We start from the raw sequence: 15,310 nt of genomic DNA on the forward strand, positions 1-15,310 counted from the left end.
TACCGCCGGCACACGGTGACCCAACTGTTCTGTGTGGTCAATTGAGCCGATTCCGCATGTTTCGTAAGAAAAAGTACCGCTGTGTAGGACGCTTCGGCCGGCAATTGAATTAATTGTCATTGCTGTGGCTCTTTTGCGCGACACGGCGGTCAACATGTTTCAATCGATTCAATTCAGGGAGTGACGCTATGAGTGAACGCCGGGCGCTGTTGGTTCTGCATGGCAAGCAGGCACTCAACGAGGCCGTTCGCACCGCGGTAGAGAACAAGCGCAAGCAAGGCTGGGAGTTGGCGGTACGCCTGACCTGGGAAGCGGGGGATGCCCAGCGATGGGTCGAGCAAGCGTTGGCGGACGGGTACACGAAAATTATTGCTGGCGGCGGAGACGGCACGTTGCGCGATATCGCCGAAACCCTTGCGGCGCATCCAGGCAAAGCCAGTCTGGTGCTATTGCCTTTGGGAACTGCCAACGACTTTTCCCGCGCAGCAGGGATCCCGCTGGAGCCGGCCAATGCGCTTGAACTTCTTGATGTACCGCCGTGTGACATTGATCTGGGGGAAGTGGGCGGGCAGGTCTTCCTGAATATGGCTACCGGCGGTTTCGGCAGTCAGGTTACGGCCAATACTTCAGAAGAGCTGAAAAAAGTATTGGGTGGTGCAGCCTATCTGTTCACCGGTTTGTCGCGGTTCAGTGAGCTGCATGCTGCTTATGGTGAGCTGCAAGGGCCGGATTTCCATTGGAGCGGCGAGTTGCTGGCATTGGGGATCGGCAACGGGCGTCAGGCGGGTGGCGGGCATGTATTGTGTCCGCAGGCGCTTGCCGATGACGGTTTGCTTGATATCAGCATCTTGCCCGCACCACAGGAGTTGGCCGGCACCTTGAAGTCGCTGCTCAGCGATGGTTTCGGTATCGACAACATGTTTGTCAGAACCCGATTGCCTTGGGTCGAAATCAAGGTCGCTGAAGGGCTGTACATCAATCTTGATGGTGAGCCGCTGGAAGGCAGCAGCATGCGGTTCGAGGCGCGGCCAGCGGCGTTGCAGGTTCACCTGCCGAGGAGTTCGCCGCTATTGACCATCAAGCCGTCAGTCAGTCGTCCAGACTGATGATCTGTTCGCGCACGGCGAACAGTACAAGGCCCGCCACGTCGTAGATTTGCAGGCGTTTCATGATCTGCGAACGGTGGGTCTCTACAGTCTTGATGCTCAAACCCAGGCCATTGGCGATTTCCCGGGTGGATTTGCCGCGTACGATCAAACGCAGGATTTCCAGCTGTCGGGCAGTCAGGTTGTGCGAGTCGGCGGTTTCCGGTTGCTGCTTCTGATTGCGGGTCAGCGCCTGGTTGATCACGGTGTGGGCGATGGCCGGACTCAAGTAACGCTCGTTGTTGCGCAAGGCTTCCAGGGCGTGCTCGAGTTCGGTGGCTGTGGTGTCCTTGAGCAGGTAGCCGTGGGCACCGGACTCCAGTGCCTGCATGATCAGCGCAGGGTCGGTGTGCATCGACAGGATCAGCACTTTGCTCTGCGCACGCACGCGCTTTAACCGTTGCAAAGCTTCCAGCCCGCCGGTTTCTTTCATGGAAATATCCAGCAGCACGATATCGGGACTCAGTTGCTCGACCATTTCGAGCAATTGCGAGCCGTCATTGGCCTCGCCAATCACCGCGTAACCGGGAATATCCAGCACCAGAGCGCGCACGCCGGCCCTGATCAGCGAGTGGTCATCCACCAGAAGTAAGTTGCAAGTCAACGCATAACCTTATTCGTACTGGCCCGTTCGAGTGCACGGGGGGCCCAGGGGAAAAGTGCTTCGATTCGAGTGCCTTTGCCGGGCTCACTGATAACGTTCAGGGTGCCACCCAATTGCTCGATCCGTTCGGCCATCCCGGCCATGCCTCGCTGTCCTTCACGACCTGGATTGGCGGCAGGGGCAAATCCCCGTCCGTCATCGCTGATCAGCAACGTCAGGCCCTTTGGCAGGCGTTGCACGCGTATCACCAGATTTTTCGCCTGCGCGTGACGCAGGATATTGGTCACCGCCTCCTGGGTGATGCGAAAGGCGGCGACCGCCATTTCTTCCGGGATGCCGTTAAGGCGCTGCTGGCAATCGAGGCTCCAGTGCACGCTTGTATGAGTCAATGTCTTGAGCAGATGTGCTCTCAGGCTGGCTTCAAGGCCAAGGCTGGTCAATTGGCGAGGATTGAGAATGGCCGAAACATCGCGCACCTTGTTGAGCGTTTCCTCAAGGGTTTCGCACAGTGCGGTGCATTGGTCCTGCAAGTCTTCCGGCATCCGCCGTTTGAGCCAGTCGCTCTGCAGCTTGGCGGCGGTCAGCAATTGGCCGATATCATCGTGCAGCTCGCGGCTAAGGCGGTGGCGCTCGTTTTCCTGGACTTCGAGCAGGCGGTCGGCGAGCTCCTGCGGCTGGAATTTGATTGATTTGCGTGACAGCCGATATTGCACCCAGACACAGGTGGTAGCCGCGACGTCAAGCAACAACAGGCCGAGGCCAATGTGTGCGGAAAAGCCATAGGTCAACAGGCTGCCAAGTGTGGCCGCGACACAAAGGATGAGTGTGAACCGGCGGGCGTTTTCCCGAGAGGGTGGCCATGTGGTGATTGACTTGAGACTGGCGTACATAACGGATGGAGCCAATGGATGTTCGCTGCGGGTAGACCGGCCGGTGGCTGGCGGGTCTCTGTCTGAAAATGCTGTCAATTATGTTATTGATTTCAACGCGGTTCAGTGATCGTATTTGGCTGCCAACTTCGCTGGAGTGCCTATAGGTGGAGTCACTGTGCCATTAACTTGAGAGCAACTAATGGGCGGCATAATACCACTTAAGATACCGTTGGTCGCGCTTGCTATATATGTCCGAGGAGTCAGGAATATGTGTGGTGTCGGGCACAATTGCCATAATGGGAAAAGTCAATCTATTGTGTTCAATAGATATCTGCGTGCCTGAAGTTGAGTTTCAACACACAGGTAAACCCTGAGCCCGGCCGGAAATATCCATGGCTGTCAGGTGTGATGATTTAATTCGATTTGTCGCTGACAGGCATGAACTATTCAATCACGACATTTGGCGGCCTCTTCAGTCATGGCGTGCGCCGGATCAGGCCTGTCGCTCCGAAAAGGCCAGGAGGGGCAAACGTTTGGCGGTGGGGGCTGGCTGAAACCGAGTTTGACCGACTTGAAAGGCGAAGGCATCGATCAGCGAGGCCTGTTCACTTTTATCGAGGCTCAGTTGTCCGGTGCTCTGATCGACCAGTTCAAGTTGCCAGGCCATCAGCGTGAAGCAATCTTTCAAGGCAACCAGGGCCTGTTCGTGCAGGTCGACGTGGTCCTGCACCGGGTTGAGCAAGTCGTAAATGTGCCGGGAGAACTCGGAAATAGCCTCAAGCGCCAGGGCCTCAGCCCTGCTTGCAAGCTTGAGCAGCGTGCTGAGCATGCAGTCGATGGCGTCCTTGTCGTTGCTGATCAGTTGTAGATGGCTGAGACATTCTTCGGACTTGGCCAGGAGCGTTTCGGCCTCGACCAGAAATTCGGGGAAGCGTTGCGCCCACTCTTTACGGTCGATCGGCATGCTTATCTCCACAACGTCATGTCTGGTGAGGGAGTGCCGTGTGTGACGACGATCATGAATCGTCGGGAGATCGCGCCCAGACGTGCAGGTGCACAGACTGAGAGGTTCCAGAGGGGTTGTTGCCACTGAACTGCGATCGCACACAATAGCCTGACTCCGTTCATGCAATGAGAATGGCGTCACATTAATGGCTATTGGATATTGCGAATATCAGGTTGATCCTGATTGTTACTAGGGGAATCCCTTAGGCGCGGGAACCTACAGTGCAAACCGAGGTCGCGCCGCAAAGAATGTAGCAGATGAAAATCACGGCGCCAGTAAAGCATGATGTTAATGTGACATCAATGGTGCGTTATGGCATTTTGATGGTGAATTTTGCGGGAATCAAGATTCGTCATAGACCGCCGATAACCCCTTTTAGTGAATTCATCAGAACAAGCCCAGGAGTCATTGATGGCCGGCATTCTCGACACGGTAGACCAACGCACGCAACTGGTGGGTGAGAATCGCCTGGAAATTCTCATGTTCCGGCTGGCCGGGCGCCAATTGTTCGCGATCAACGTGTTCAAGGTTCAGGAAGTGCTGCAACTGCCAAAGCTGACCCTGATGCCTCAGCGTCACCCGTTCGTCTGCGGCGTGGTCAACCTGCGTGGGCAGACGTTGCCGGTGATCGACCTGTCGCAAGCAATCGGTATGCGTCCACTGGTACCTGGTCCGAACAGCACCATCATCGTTACCGAGTACAACCGTTCGGTGCAGGCATTCCTCGTTGGTGGTGTGGATCGCATCGTCAACATGAACTGGGAAGCCATTCTGCCGCCGCCGACCAGTGCTGGCCGTCAACACTATCTGACGGCGATCAGCAAAGTCGACGATCAACTGGTGGAAATCATCGATGTCGAGAAAGTGCTTGCCGAGATCGTCCCGTACAACGCCAAGGTCTCGCGTGACAAACTCGACGATCCGGTGCTGGAACGCGCCCGTGATCGCGAAGTCCTGTTGGTGGACGACTCCAACGTGGCGCTCTCGCAATTGCGTGACACCCTCGGCCAGCTCGGCGTGAAAATGCACATTGCCAGCGATGGTCTGAAGGCACTGAACATGCTCAAGGCTTGGGCGGATACCGGCGTGAACATGACGGACAAACTGCTGATGGTATTCACCGATGCGGAAATGCCGGAGATGGACGGCTATCGCCTGACCACCGAAATTCGTAACGATCCACGTCTGCGTGGTCTGTATGTGGTGTTGCACACCTCGTTGTCCGGCAGTTTCAACGAATCGATGGTGAAGAAGGTTGGCTGCGACAATTTCCTCTCCAAGTTCCAGCCGGACAAGCTGGTCGACGTGGTACGCCAGCGTCTGATGCTCGACGAAGTGCCAGCGTGATGGATCTGTTCGAAGGCTGACCTCTCGTCAGCCTTTGATTCGCGGGTGAAGCTCGTATAGGGTGGCGTTTTTGCCCACAAGGGAGTTGGCCATGCTGCGTCTGAGCGCGCTTTATCGTTACCCGTTGAAATCCGGCAAGGCCGAGGTTCTGCAAGGGATCAGCCTGGACAAGCTGGGACTGGAGGGCGATCGACGCTGGATGTTGGTCGACGAAGCCAGCGGCCGTTTCCTGACCCAACGCGCCGAAGCGAAAATGAGCCAGCTGTCCGCGCTTTGGAATGCTCAGGGTGGTCTCACCTTGAGCGCGCCTGAGCATGCTTCAATCGACATCACCTTGCCTGCCAGCGATGCGCAGTTACGTGGCGTGACCATCTGGCGCGACACGTTGCGTGTGCCGGATGCCGGTGACGAAGCGGCAAATTGGGTCAGCGAATTCATCGGTAAACCGACTCGTCTGGTGCAAGTACCGCTGGACCGGGCACGCACGACTCAGGCCGGTTTTGGCAAGGACGACGACCAAGTCGCCTTCGCCGATGGTTTTCCACTGTTGCTGATCGGTGAAGCCTCGTTGCAACACCTGTCGAAACAGGTCGGGCGGCCGTTGGAAATGCTGCGTTTCCGGCCGAATCTGGTGATCGAAGGCAGCGAGGCGTACGCCGAAGACAGCTGGAAGCGTATCCGTATCGGCGATGTCGAATTGCGCGTGGTCAAGTCATGCTCGCGTTGCATTCTGACCACGATTGATCCGCAGACCGGCGAGCGCAGCGCTGATCGTGAACCGCTGGCGACCCTGCAGAAAACCCGTGCCCAGGCCGACGGTGCGATGTTCGGTCAGAATCTGGTCAACGACGGCAATGGTCGTCTGGACGTCGGGATGGCGGTAGAAATTCTCGAGTAATCGATGCCAGAACGAAAAATGCCCGTGTCCTTGGACACGGGCATTTTTTTATCGCGCAGGAACCCGCTGGGTTTAGCCGCGGTATTCGCACAGGTAAGCGGTGTCGACCGCGACTTTCAGCTGGAATTTGCTGTTGGCCGGCACGTTGAACTGGCTTCCGGCGGCGAAGGTTTCCCAGTTGTTGCTGTCCGGCAGTTTGACGGTCAGTGCGCCAGACACTACGTGCATGATTTCACGCTGGCTGGTGCCGAATTCGTATTCGCCCGGGGCCATGACGCCGATGGTCGCCGGACCTTCAGCGGTGCCAAAGGCGATCGACTTGACGGTGCCGTCGAAGTACTCGTTGACTTTAAACATGGGCGATTCCTCGAAAAGGGCTAAAAAGTGAGGCGGCCAGTATGCACAAGGCTTTTAACGCCGTCACGCCCCTAAAGCGGCAGAACCAGCGGCAGCAGGCGCGCGGTGTTGCGTGCATCCTCCAGCGCTCGGTGTTGCTGACCACTGAACTGCATCCCGGCCAGTTGCAGCGCACCATTGAGGCCCAGCGGCCGCTCCAGGCGCCGGGCCTTGGCGAAGCGTTGCTTGAGGTTCATGTGCGGCACCCGGCTTAAGGCGCTGTCGAATTGCAGCCGCTGCCATTCCTGAAGTAGTTGTTTGCGGTCGTAATCGCCCCAGCTCACCCAGCCTTCGAGGCGCGTCTGATGCTGACCGAGCCAGCGTTCGAAGGCCGGCCAAACCTCGGTCAACGGCAGCGCCGCGTCGATATTGGCTTGAGTGATGTGTGTGAGTTCGCGACAGAACGGCGTCAGCAAGGGCCGTCGCGTCGGTTTGACGAAGCGCTGGAAGTGATCCTGCTCGCGTCCGGTACGATCAACCAGCGTGGCGCCGATCTCGATAATTTCCATTTCGGTGACCGGCCAGCCACCCTCGTCGGTGGTGGCTTCCAGATCTATGACCAGCCAGTGAGGCATCGCAGGGTTCCTGATTTCCGAGTCCTGATTCATCAGAGCGTAGTCAAACCCTGCGTTTGCGCCTGGCGACTCACTCCACTTGCAACAGGATCTGACGATTTTTTACCTGATCGCCGACCTTGACCTGCACCCGCTTGAGCACGCCGTCAATGCCGGCCTTGAGCGGGTGCTCCATTTTCATTGCCTCCAGCACCACCAGCAACTGACCTTTGCTGACCGCGCTGCCTTCGCTGGCCAGTACGTCGACGATGGCGCCGTCCATCGGTGCTTTTAGCGTGCCGGAGTTGACGCTGGTCTGACTGCCGATGACCGCGTGAGTTCGATTCTCAAGGTGCAGGTTGCCGGGATGGGTGAACAGCCAGAGTCGCTCAGCATTGAGCCGATAGGCGTGTCGCTGGCGCAAACCGTCGATCTCCAGCGTCAACGCCAGCGGCGTGTGGTCGATGATTTTGAGTTCCAGGGTCTGTTGCGCCACTAGCACCTGGAAGGTGTTTTGCCCGCGCGGGAGTAGTTGCAGCATCCAGTCCTGCGAATCGAGCCCGAGGCGATAGTGCAGCGGCACATTGGCATTGTTGCGCCAACCCGCCAATGCCGTGCGGTGGAGGCGGGCGCTTGAGTGGTAGAACAGCACCGCGGCGATTGCCAGTTGTTCGGTACTGGGCACGTAGCTGTGCAGGCTTTCGTGATCCGAAAAGTGCTGGGCAATGAACGCCGTGCTGAACGCACCCCTGACAAATTGCGCCTGCTGCAGCAGGCTGACCAGCAAACGCTGATTGCTTTGCACACCCAGCAACACCGTGTCCTGCACGGCACGCAACAGTTTGCGCCGCGCCTCTTCGCGGGTGGCACCGTGGGCAATCAGTTTGCCGAGCATCGGGTCGTAGAACGGGCTGATCGTTTGACCTTCGAGCAGGCCATGATCGATGCGTGCGCCGTGCAAAAGCGCCGGCTCCCAGGCTTCAATGCGCCCGGTTTGGGGCACAAAGTCCTGTGCCGGGTCTTCGGCATAGAGCCGCACTTCCATGGCATGGCCATTGAGTTGCACCTGATCCTGAGTCAACGGCAGTGGCTGTCCTTCGGCGACCAACAGTTGCCAGGCGACCAGGTCCAGCCCGGTAACCAACTCAGTCACCGGGTGCTCCACTTGCAGGCGCGTGTTCATTTCCAGGAAGTAGAATTGCCCGCGGGCATCGAGCAGAAACTCCACGGTACCGGCGCCAACGTAGTTCACTGCACGTCCGGCCTTGAGCGCGGCCTCACCCATGGCCTGGCGCAGTTCGGCGGTCATCACCGGGCAGGGTGCTTCTTCGATGACTTTCTGATGACGACGCTGGATCGAGCAGTCGCGTTCGCCAAGGTAGATAAGGTTGCCGTGCTGATCGCCGAACAGTTGCACTTCAACGTGGCGCGGTTCGATCAGCGCTTGTTCGAGGATCAATTCGTCACTGCCGAATCCGTTCAACGCTTCCGAACGTGCGGTACGCAATTGCGCCGGCAATTGCGACGCGTTGTGCACCAGACGCATGCCGCGTCCGCCTCCGCCTGCGCTGGCTTTGATCATCAATGGATAGCCGATGCGTTCGGCTTCGCGCAGCAATGTGCTGTCGTCCTGTTCTGCACCTTGGTAGCCGGCGATGCACGGCACGCCAGCTTCGAGCATGGCGATTTTCGACAGACGTTTGCTGCCCATCAGTTCGATGGCGTCGGCACTTGGTCCGATGAAGGTCAAACCAGCCTGTTCGCAGGCGCGGGCGAATGCGGCGTTTTCCGAAAGAAAACCATAGCCGGGGTGGACGGCATCGGCGCCGCTGCGGCGGGCGGCATCGAGAATGGCCGGGATGTTCAGGTAGGACTGCTGCACTGGCGCCGCACCGATGGGCACGGCTTGATCAGCCATTTTTACGTGCAGCGCATCGGCGTCGGCTTCACTGAACACCGCGACGGTGCGATAGCCCAGGGCCTGTGCGGTGCGCTGGATACGGCAGGCGATTTCACCGCGGTTGGCGATCAGGATTTTCTGAATGGCGGACATGGGCTGTTCCCTCGAAAGTTGCGGTGTATGTGCTGGCCTGCTCGCGAAGCTTTTAGGTGGCCCACCCGGGTTTGCGTTTTTGCATGAACGCCATGGTGCCCTCGATGCCTTCAGCACTCGTCACCGCTTCGCTGAACCACTGCGCCGCTTCATCGAGTAATTCACTTGACGGTTGCCCGGCACTGGCCAGCAGCAATTTCTTCGTCGCAGCATTCGCCTCCGGCGCGCAACACAGGACATGCTGCAGCACCTCGTCCAGGCGCTCGGCCAGTGCCTGCGCATCCTGCTCGACAAAATGCACCAGCCCCAAACGGCGTGCCTGATGGCCGTCGAAACGTGCTGCTGTCAGCGCCAGTCGACGGGTTTCAGTCAGGCCGATGCGTTGCAATACAAACGGTGCGATCTGCGAGGGGATCAGGCCCAGGCTGGTTTCCGGCAAACCGAATTGCGCTTGGTGATCGGCAATCGCGATATCGCTGACACACGCCAGTCCGAAACCGCCGCCCATCACGGCGCCTTGCAGCACGCAAATCAGCACTTGCGGCGCGTGTTGTGCTTCTTCCAGCAATGCCCCGAACGCACGGTTCAAGTGGCGGTAGGCATCTGCACCCTGAGTGCGGGCGTTGGCCATGTCCTTGATGTCGCCGCCTGCACAAAAATGTCCACCGGCCCCACTGAGCACCAAGGCTCGAATGGCACGCTCATCGCGAACCGCCGCCAGCACCGCGCGCAGTTCGGCGACCATCTGCAGGCTCATTGCATTGCGGCTTTGCGGGCGATTGAGGGTGACGTGCAGTACGCCGCCGTGCCGCTCCAATAGCAGTGTCTGGCAATCGGGCAGGGGGCTCATCTCTTTTTCCCCGGCAGGATGCCCATCAGTTTGCAGATGATCCCCAGCATGATTTCGTCGGCGCCGCCGCCAATCGACACCAGCCGCACATCGCGGTAAGCGCGGGCCACCGGGTTATCCCACATGAAACCCATGCCGCCCCAATATTGCAGGCAACTGTCGCTGACTTCGCGACCCAGACGCCCGGCCTTGAGCTTGGCCATCGAGGCCAGGCGCGTGACGTCCTGGCCTTTGATGTATTGCTCGGTGGCCTGATAGACCAGTGCCCGCAGGCATTCGATTTCGGTCTGCAATTCGGCGAGGCGAAAGTGGATAACCTGATTGTCGATCAGGGCGTTGCCGAAGGTTTTGCGCTCCTTGCAGTACTCGATGGTGCTGTCGACGCAGTATTCCAGGCCCTTGAGCATGTTCGCCGCGCCGAACAGACGTTCTTCCTGAAACTGCAGCATCTGCATCATGAAGCCGGCGCCTTCATGGCCGATGCGGTTGCGCTGCGGGATGCGCACGTTGTCGAAAAACACCTGAGCGGTTTCCGAGCTGCGCATACCGAGTTTGTCCAGATGCGAACTGAGACTGATCCCGGGTGTGTTCATCGGCACCATGATCAGCGACTTGTTGATGTGCGGCTTGTCGTCGGAGGTATTGGCCAGCAGACAGATGAAATCAGCGCTTGGCGAGTTGGTGATCCACATTTTGCTGCCGTTGATCACGTAGTCGTCGCCATCCTTGCGGGCGTTGGTTTTCAGCCCGGCGACGTCGGAGCCAGCGCCCACTTCCGAGACACCGATACAGCCGACCTGCTCGCCGCTGATGGCCGGGCGCAGGAATGCTTCACGCAGTTCATCGGAGCCGAAGCGGGCCAGCGCCGGGGTGCACATGTCGGTCTGCACGCCGATCGACATCGGAATGCCACCGCAGTGAATGGTGCCGAACTCTTCGGCGGCGACAATCGAATAGCTGTAATCAAGGCCCATGCCGCCGAATTTTTCCGGTTTGGAAATCCCCAGCAAGCCCAGATCGCCTGCCTTGCGGAAAATGTCGTGGATCGGAAAGCGTCCGGCCTTTTCCCATTCGTCGACATGTGGATTGATCTCGTGCTCGACGAATTGGCGGACAGTGCGGCGCAGCGCTTCGTGTTCCGGGGTGAAGATCATTTTTATTGTTCTCCGTAAGATCCGTGGCGATCAGAACCGGCTGACGCCGAAGCTGTTGGGTTGCAGGGCGCGGAGGTCGGCTTCGTGGCAAATATCCAGCAAGTAGCCCAGCAGGGTGCGCGTATCGCGGGGGTCGATCAGCCCGTCGTCCCACAGATTGGCGCTGCCGTAGAGAGCGGTGGATTGGCTGTCGAGTTTCTGCGCGGTGGCCTGTTCGAGCATGTCGAGCATTTTCGGATCAGGCGTCAGGCCGTCCTTGAGCTGCTTGGCTTGGGTGACGATGCGCAGGACTTTACCCGCCTGAGCCCCACCCATCACGGCCGTGCGGCTGTTGGGCCAGGCGAAAATGAAGCGCGGATCGAGACCGCGCCCGCACATCGCGTAGTTGCCGGCGCCGTAGGAGCCGCCCACGACAATCGTCAGTTTAGGCACCCTGGCATTGGCCACGGCTTGAATGAGTTTCGAGCCGTGTTTGATCACGCCTTGCTGCTCCGACTCGGTGCCGACCATGAAGCCTGTGGTGTTGTGGAAGAACAGCAGCGGTGTCTGGCTCTGATCGCACAGTTGAATGAATTGCGCCGCTTTGCTCGCGCCGTTGGGGGTGATCGGGCCGTTGTTGCCGATGAACCCGCAGGCGCGCCCCTGAATTTTCAATTGGCCGCAAAGGGTTTGCTGATCGAATTCGCCTTTGAATTCGAGGAAGCAGGATTCGTCAGCGATGCGCGCGATGATTTCGCGCACGTCGTAGGGCTTTTTCGGGTCGTCCGGTATCAGCCCCAGCAACTCGTCGATGGGGTAGAGCGGCTCTTTATATTGCGGTTCCGGCAACCACGGCAGTTGCTCGTTCCACGGCAGCATGCGCAGGATTTCGCGCACCTGGCGTACCCCGTCGGCATCGTTTTCGGCCAGGTATTCGGCAGTCCCGGCAACTTGCGCGTGCATCTCGGCGCCGCCCAATTCTTCATCCGTGGCCACCTCGCCTGTGGCGGCTTTAAGCAAAGGGGGGCCGGCAAGAAACAGCTTGGCCTTGCCGCGCACCACCACCACGTAATCCGACAACCCCGGTTGGTATGCGCCGCCAGCCGTCGCCGAGCCGTGTACGACGGTAATCTGCGGTAAACCCATGGCCGACATCCGCGCCTGATTGGCAAAACTGCGTGCGCCTTCGACGAAAATCTCCGCGGCATAATTGAGGTTGGCGCCACCGCTTTCGGCGAGGGTGATGACCGGCAGTTTGTTCTCCTGAGCGATCTGTTGCAGGCGCAGGGATTTTTTCAGACCGCTGGGTGAGATCGTGCCGCCCTTGATCGCACTGTTGTTCGCCACCACCAGGGCACGAATGCCAGACACGTAACCGATGCCGGCAATCAAGCCGCCACCGGCCGCGCTGCCATCCTTGTCATCGTGCAGTTTGTAACCGGCAAGGCTGGCGAGTTCGAGAAACGGCGCGCCGGGGTCGAGCAGCAGGTTCAGGCGTTCTCGGGGCAGCAGTTGGCCGCGCTTGTCGAATTTCGGCTTGGCTTCGGCGGCCTTGTTCAACAGGTTCTGTTCCAGTTGCTGGACGTGTTCGATGGCGGCGAGCATTGCTGCGCGGTTGCGGGCGAATGCCTCGCTGTGCGGGTCGAGTTGGGACTGGATCTGCGCCATGGCTTACTCCTTGTCCTGCAAAACGTCGGGAAGGTAAGCGCGGTGGAAACCGTTGAATGAGTCACTGTGGGTCGCCTTGTGCAACGGCCATGCACGGCAGCCGATGCTGGCGGCACCATCGATTTTCAGCGTGCTGCCACTGATGAATGCCGCTGCCGGGCTTAGCAGAAACACAATCGCCGCGCTGACTTCCGATTCGGTGCCGATGCGCTTGAGCGGCACATGTTCACGCAGGGTCGGGATCACCGCTTTGAACGCCCCTTCGTAGGTGTCCATGCCACTGGAGGCGATCCAGCCCGGCGCGACCGCGTTGACTCGCACCCCGGCGTATCCCCACTCGAAGGCGGCAGTTTTGGTGAAGTTGTCCATGCCTGAACGCGCGGCGCCCGAGTGGCCCATGCCGGGCATGCCGCCCCACATGTCGGCGAGCATGTTGACGATGTTGCCACCGTGTTTGCTCATCGACTGGTTGAACACTTCCCGGGCCATCAGGAAACCGCCGACCAGATTGGTGCGTAGCACGGTTTCGAAACCTTTCTGATTGATCGACGCCAGCGGTGACGGGTACTGACCGCCGGCATTGTTGACCAAACCGTGGATCGGCCCGTGCTCGGCGATCAGCACCTTGACCAATTCCTTCACCGCCTCTTCATCGCGAATATCGCAAGCCTTGCAGTGTGCACGGCCACCGTCCTCGGCGATTTCGGCGGCCACCTTCTGCAGCTTTTCAGGTTTGCGTCCGACCAGCAGCACCTTGGCACCGAGCGCCGCCAGTTCATGGGCGGTGCAGCGACCGATGCCGCTGCCGCCGCCAGTGACGATGATGGTTTGGCCGCTGAACAGATCGGCTCTGAAAATCGACGCGTAAGCCATGCAAACAATCCTCTAGTCGAGCTGTTCGGCGATGCTCTGCGGCACCGGGATCTGGATTTCCAGCAGTTGCTGGGCGAAGGCTTTGCCTTGCGGATCGATACGCAGACTGGCCACGCCACCGCCGCCGAGAGCGTTTTCCAGGAGAAAATTCAAACTGTGGGTGCCCGGCAGGTACCAGCGTTCGACCCGACCGTGGAGCGGGTCGAGGACGTGGCTCATCCAGTCGACGATGACCGCTGGGGTCAGCGCTTCAGCGATCCATGGCAGGTATTCAGGCTTGCGCGGCATCACACCGATGTTGCTGTGGTTGCCCTTGTCGCCAGAGCGCGCCACGGCGAGTTTCACCAACGCGACGCTGGCGTCGGCGCGGCCCTCAGGTTTTGGTGGTTGATCGGCGATGGGCAGGTTCTGGCTGTCGAGAGCAATCAATGCGGGCAGGGCGCAGGGGTGTCGCTCACCGGCCTGGTCGATTTGCAGGGTGCAGGCACTTTTATCGATCAGGAACGAGAACAGACGAATGACCGGGTACACCGTCGGCCGGCCACCGACGATGCCGGTGAGCCCCGGCGCCATGCCCGTGGCAGCCTGGGCGATCTCCCGGGAGAACAGGATCAGCGCTTGCTTGTTCGGATGGCGTACAGCCAGTTTGATCACCACCTCTCGCGTGTCGCGACGCTGGCCATGGGGGCCATAAGTGGCTTCACTGCCGAGCAGTTCGAGGCTGGTTTCGCTGTAGGGCATCCAGCCACGCTGGCTGAACATCTGCGCAGTCTTGTCGATAATGGCCTGACCGACGCGGCGTGCCTTTGCCACCGCGTCAATGCCGGCGATCAGGCAACTGGCGGTGCAGCGAAAACCGTCCGGGTACGTGGCACTGACTTTGTATTTGTCACTGGGCGGCAGGCCTTTGGCACCCTGTACATGCACCCCGTTTTTGCCCTGCTGCTGTAGTTTGACCTGACTGAAATTGCAGACCACATCGGGCAACAGATACGCCTGTGGATCGCCGATTTCATAGAGCAACTGTTCGCCGACGGTCAGCGGCGTGACCAGTCCGCCGGAGCCCTCGGGCTTGCTGACGATGAATTGGCTGTCGGCGCTGACCTCTACGATCGGGAAGCCGATGTGCTCGTAATCCGGAACATCGCGCCAATCGGTGAAATTACCGCCGGTACATTGCGCACCGCATTCGATGATATGCCCGGCCAGCGCGGCTTGGGCGAGTTTGTCGTAGTCATGCCACGACCAGCCGAACTCGTGCACCAGCGCTGCACTGACCACGGCACTGTCGACCACCCGCCCGGTGATGACGATGTCGGCGCCCAGGCGCAGTGCCTCGACAATGCCCGGTGCGCCGAGGTAGGCGTTGGTCGACACGCACATCGGTGGCAGCGGGGCGCCGGTGAACATCTCGGTGATGCCTTGGCCGGTGAGTGACTTGAGTTGCGGTTGCAGGTCATCGCCCAGCAGCACGGCGATTTTCAGCGCAGTGCCAGCCTTGTCACAGGCGGCTTGCAGGGCGGCGGCGCAAGCCAGCGGGTTGACCCCGCCGGCATTACTGATGACACGGATTTTCTGCTCGGCCAGTTGCGGCAGTAGCGGCGTCAGCACGTCGATGAAGTCGCTGGCGAATCCGGTCTGTGGGTCTTTCATGCGTGCGCCAGCCATGATCGACAGGGTGATCTCGGCCAGGTAATCGAACACCAGATAATCCAGGCGTCCTCCTGCCACAAGCTGAGCGGCGGCGGTCGACGTGTCACCCCAGAAGGCACTGGCGCATCCGATGCGGACGGTGGTTGGCATTTTTATCTCCGACTCAGGAACCTGCGACAGAAGTGTCTGGAGGCTACCAAGCAAGCGCTTGGTTTGTAAACACTTGAAACTATCTTCTGCCCGAGCGCTTGCTTGGTC

At 59.4% G+C, this 15,310-nt stretch carries 14 protein-coding genes; 3 read left to right on the top strand and 11 right to left on the bottom strand.

Going from position 1 to position 15,310, the window contains the following annotated elements; all coding sequences use genetic code 11:
- Positions 1–188 precede the first annotated feature (188 nt).
- Positions 189–1,106 (top strand): lipid kinase YegS, encoded by a 918-nt coding sequence (gene yegS / locus ACIOWA_RS02080; protein WP_339431223.1) that lies wholly within the window; start codon positions 189–191, stop codon positions 1,104–1,106.
- Here yegS and ACIOWA_RS02085 read toward each other — a convergent pair.
- The 3 genes from ACIOWA_RS02085 to ACIOWA_RS02095 all read right to left on the bottom strand — a co-directional run bounded on the left by ACIOWA_RS02085 (position 1,090) and on the right by ACIOWA_RS02095 (position 3,585).
- The gene (locus ACIOWA_RS02085; protein ID WP_339431224.1) at positions 1,090–1,749 is read right to left on the bottom strand and encodes a response regulator transcription factor; all 660 of its coding nucleotides are present in this window, start codon (positions 1,747–1,749) and stop codon (positions 1,090–1,092) included. The two genes, yegS and ACIOWA_RS02085, sit on opposite strands and share 17 nt — an antisense overlap.
- Positions 1,746–2,639 (bottom strand): sensor histidine kinase, encoded by an 894-nt coding sequence (locus tag ACIOWA_RS02090; RefSeq protein ID WP_339495701.1) that lies wholly within the window; start codon positions 2,637–2,639, stop codon positions 1,746–1,748. The genes ACIOWA_RS02085 and ACIOWA_RS02090 overlap by 4 nt, the downstream gene beginning before the upstream one ends.
- A 475-nt stretch (positions 2,640–3,114) precedes the next feature.
- Complete coding sequence (locus ACIOWA_RS02095; protein WP_339431225.1) at positions 3,115–3,585, bottom strand: hypothetical protein; 471 nt, start codon at positions 3,583–3,585, stop codon at positions 3,115–3,117.
- 453 nt (positions 3,586–4,038) lie between these two features.
- Between ACIOWA_RS02095 and ACIOWA_RS02100 the strand changes: the two genes are divergently transcribed.
- Positions 4,039–4,974, top strand: coding sequence for a chemotaxis protein CheV (locus ACIOWA_RS02100; RefSeq protein ID WP_339431226.1), 936 nt, complete (start codon positions 4,039–4,041; stop codon positions 4,972–4,974).
- A gap of 91 nt (positions 4,975–5,065) precedes the next feature.
- The gene (locus ACIOWA_RS02105) at positions 5,066–5,872 is read left to right on the top strand and encodes an MOSC domain-containing protein (protein ID WP_401157919.1); all 807 of its coding nucleotides are present in this window, start codon (positions 5,066–5,068) and stop codon (positions 5,870–5,872) included.
- A gap of 72 nt (positions 5,873–5,944) precedes the next feature.
- On the opposite strand, the gene ACIOWA_RS02110 is transcribed toward ACIOWA_RS02105, so the two are convergent.
- From ACIOWA_RS02110 to ACIOWA_RS02145, 8 genes are all read right to left on the bottom strand, one after another.
- Entirely contained in the window at positions 5,945–6,229 is a 285-nt protein-coding gene (locus ACIOWA_RS02110; protein WP_221729165.1) for a pyrimidine/purine nucleoside phosphorylase, read from the bottom strand.
- 71 nt (positions 6,230–6,300) lie between these two features.
- Entirely contained in the window at positions 6,301–6,843 is a 543-nt protein-coding gene (locus ACIOWA_RS02115) for an exonuclease domain-containing protein (protein WP_339431228.1), read from the bottom strand.
- 70 nt (positions 6,844–6,913) lie between these two features.
- Entirely contained in the window at positions 6,914–8,875 is a 1,962-nt protein-coding gene (locus ACIOWA_RS02120; RefSeq protein ID WP_401157922.1) for an acetyl/propionyl/methylcrotonyl-CoA carboxylase subunit alpha, read from the bottom strand.
- A gap of 52 nt (positions 8,876–8,927) precedes the next feature.
- Positions 8,928–9,725 (bottom strand): enoyl-CoA hydratase/isomerase family protein, encoded by a 798-nt coding sequence (locus ACIOWA_RS02125; RefSeq protein WP_401157924.1) that lies wholly within the window; start codon positions 9,723–9,725, stop codon positions 8,928–8,930.
- Positions 9,722–10,879: a citronellyl-CoA dehydrogenase gene (gene atuD / locus ACIOWA_RS02130; RefSeq protein ID WP_339538614.1), complete on the bottom strand. Its 1,158-nt coding sequence runs from the start codon at positions 10,877–10,879 to the stop codon at positions 9,722–9,724. The genes ACIOWA_RS02125 and atuD overlap by 4 nt, the downstream gene beginning before the upstream one ends.
- Before the next feature lie 30 nt (positions 10,880–10,909).
- Positions 10,910–12,526 carry a geranyl-CoA carboxylase subunit beta gene (gene atuC, locus ACIOWA_RS02135; protein WP_339431232.1) on the bottom strand — a complete coding sequence of 539 codons (1,617 nt, stop codon included), beginning with the start codon at positions 12,524–12,526 and terminating at the stop codon, positions 10,910–10,912.
- 3 nt (positions 12,527–12,529) lie between these two features.
- Positions 12,530–13,399: an SDR family oxidoreductase gene (locus ACIOWA_RS02140; RefSeq protein WP_339431233.1), complete on the bottom strand. Its 870-nt coding sequence runs from the start codon at positions 13,397–13,399 to the stop codon at positions 12,530–12,532.
- Positions 13,400–13,411: 12 nt separating this feature from the next.
- Entirely contained in the window at positions 13,412–15,202 is a 1,791-nt protein-coding gene (locus ACIOWA_RS02145) for an acyclic terpene utilization AtuA family protein (RefSeq protein WP_339464784.1), read from the bottom strand.
- Between the last annotated feature and the right edge of the window lie 108 nt (positions 15,203–15,310).

It is taken from the genome of Pseudomonas sp. NPDC087614 (assembly GCF_044743485.1).
GTDB lineage: Bacteria > Pseudomonadota > Gammaproteobacteria > Pseudomonadales > Pseudomonadaceae > Aquipseudomonas > Aquipseudomonas baetica_A.

What these genes read in the sequence shown, in the direction of transcription:
- yegS (WP_339431223.1), top strand. Translation starts at nt 189, where the DNA reads ATGAGTGAACGCCGGGCGCTGTTGGTTCTGCATGGCAAGCAGGCACTC.
- ACIOWA_RS02090 (WP_339495701.1), bottom strand. Translation starts at nt 2,639, where the DNA reads ATGTACGCCAGTCTCAAGTCAATCACCACATGGCCACCCTCTCGGGAA.
- ACIOWA_RS02095 (WP_339431225.1), bottom strand. Translation starts at nt 3,585, where the DNA reads ATGCCGATCGACCGTAAAGAGTGGGCGCAACGCTTCCCCGAATTTCTG.
- ACIOWA_RS02100 (WP_339431226.1), top strand. Translation starts at nt 4,039, where the DNA reads ATGGCCGGCATTCTCGACACGGTAGACCAACGCACGCAACTGGTGGGT.
- ACIOWA_RS02105 (WP_401157919.1), top strand. Translation starts at nt 5,066, where the DNA reads ATGCTGCGTCTGAGCGCGCTTTATCGTTACCCGTTGAAATCCGGCAAG.
- ACIOWA_RS02110 (WP_221729165.1), bottom strand. Translation starts at nt 6,229, where the DNA reads ATGTTTAAAGTCAACGAGTACTTCGACGGCACCGTCAAGTCGATCGCC.
- ACIOWA_RS02115 (WP_339431228.1), bottom strand. Translation starts at nt 6,843, where the DNA reads ATGCCTCACTGGCTGGTCATAGATCTGGAAGCCACCACCGACGAGGGT.
- ACIOWA_RS02120 (WP_401157922.1), bottom strand. Translation starts at nt 8,875, where the DNA reads ATGTCCGCCATTCAGAAAATCCTGATCGCCAACCGCGGTGAAATCGCC.
- ACIOWA_RS02125 (WP_401157924.1), bottom strand. Translation starts at nt 9,725, where the DNA reads ATGAGCCCCCTGCCCGATTGCCAGACACTGCTATTGGAGCGGCACGGC.
- atuD (WP_339538614.1), bottom strand. Translation starts at nt 10,879, where the DNA reads ATGATCTTCACCCCGGAACACGAAGCGCTGCGCCGCACTGTCCGCCAA.
- atuC (WP_339431232.1), bottom strand. Translation starts at nt 12,526, where the DNA reads ATGGCGCAGATCCAGTCCCAACTCGACCCGCACAGCGAGGCATTCGCC.
- ACIOWA_RS02140 (WP_339431233.1), bottom strand. Translation starts at nt 13,399, where the DNA reads ATGGCTTACGCGTCGATTTTCAGAGCCGATCTGTTCAGCGGCCAAACC.
- ACIOWA_RS02145 (WP_339464784.1), bottom strand. Translation starts at nt 15,202, where the DNA reads ATGCCAACCACCGTCCGCATCGGATGCGCCAGTGCCTTCTGGGGTGAC.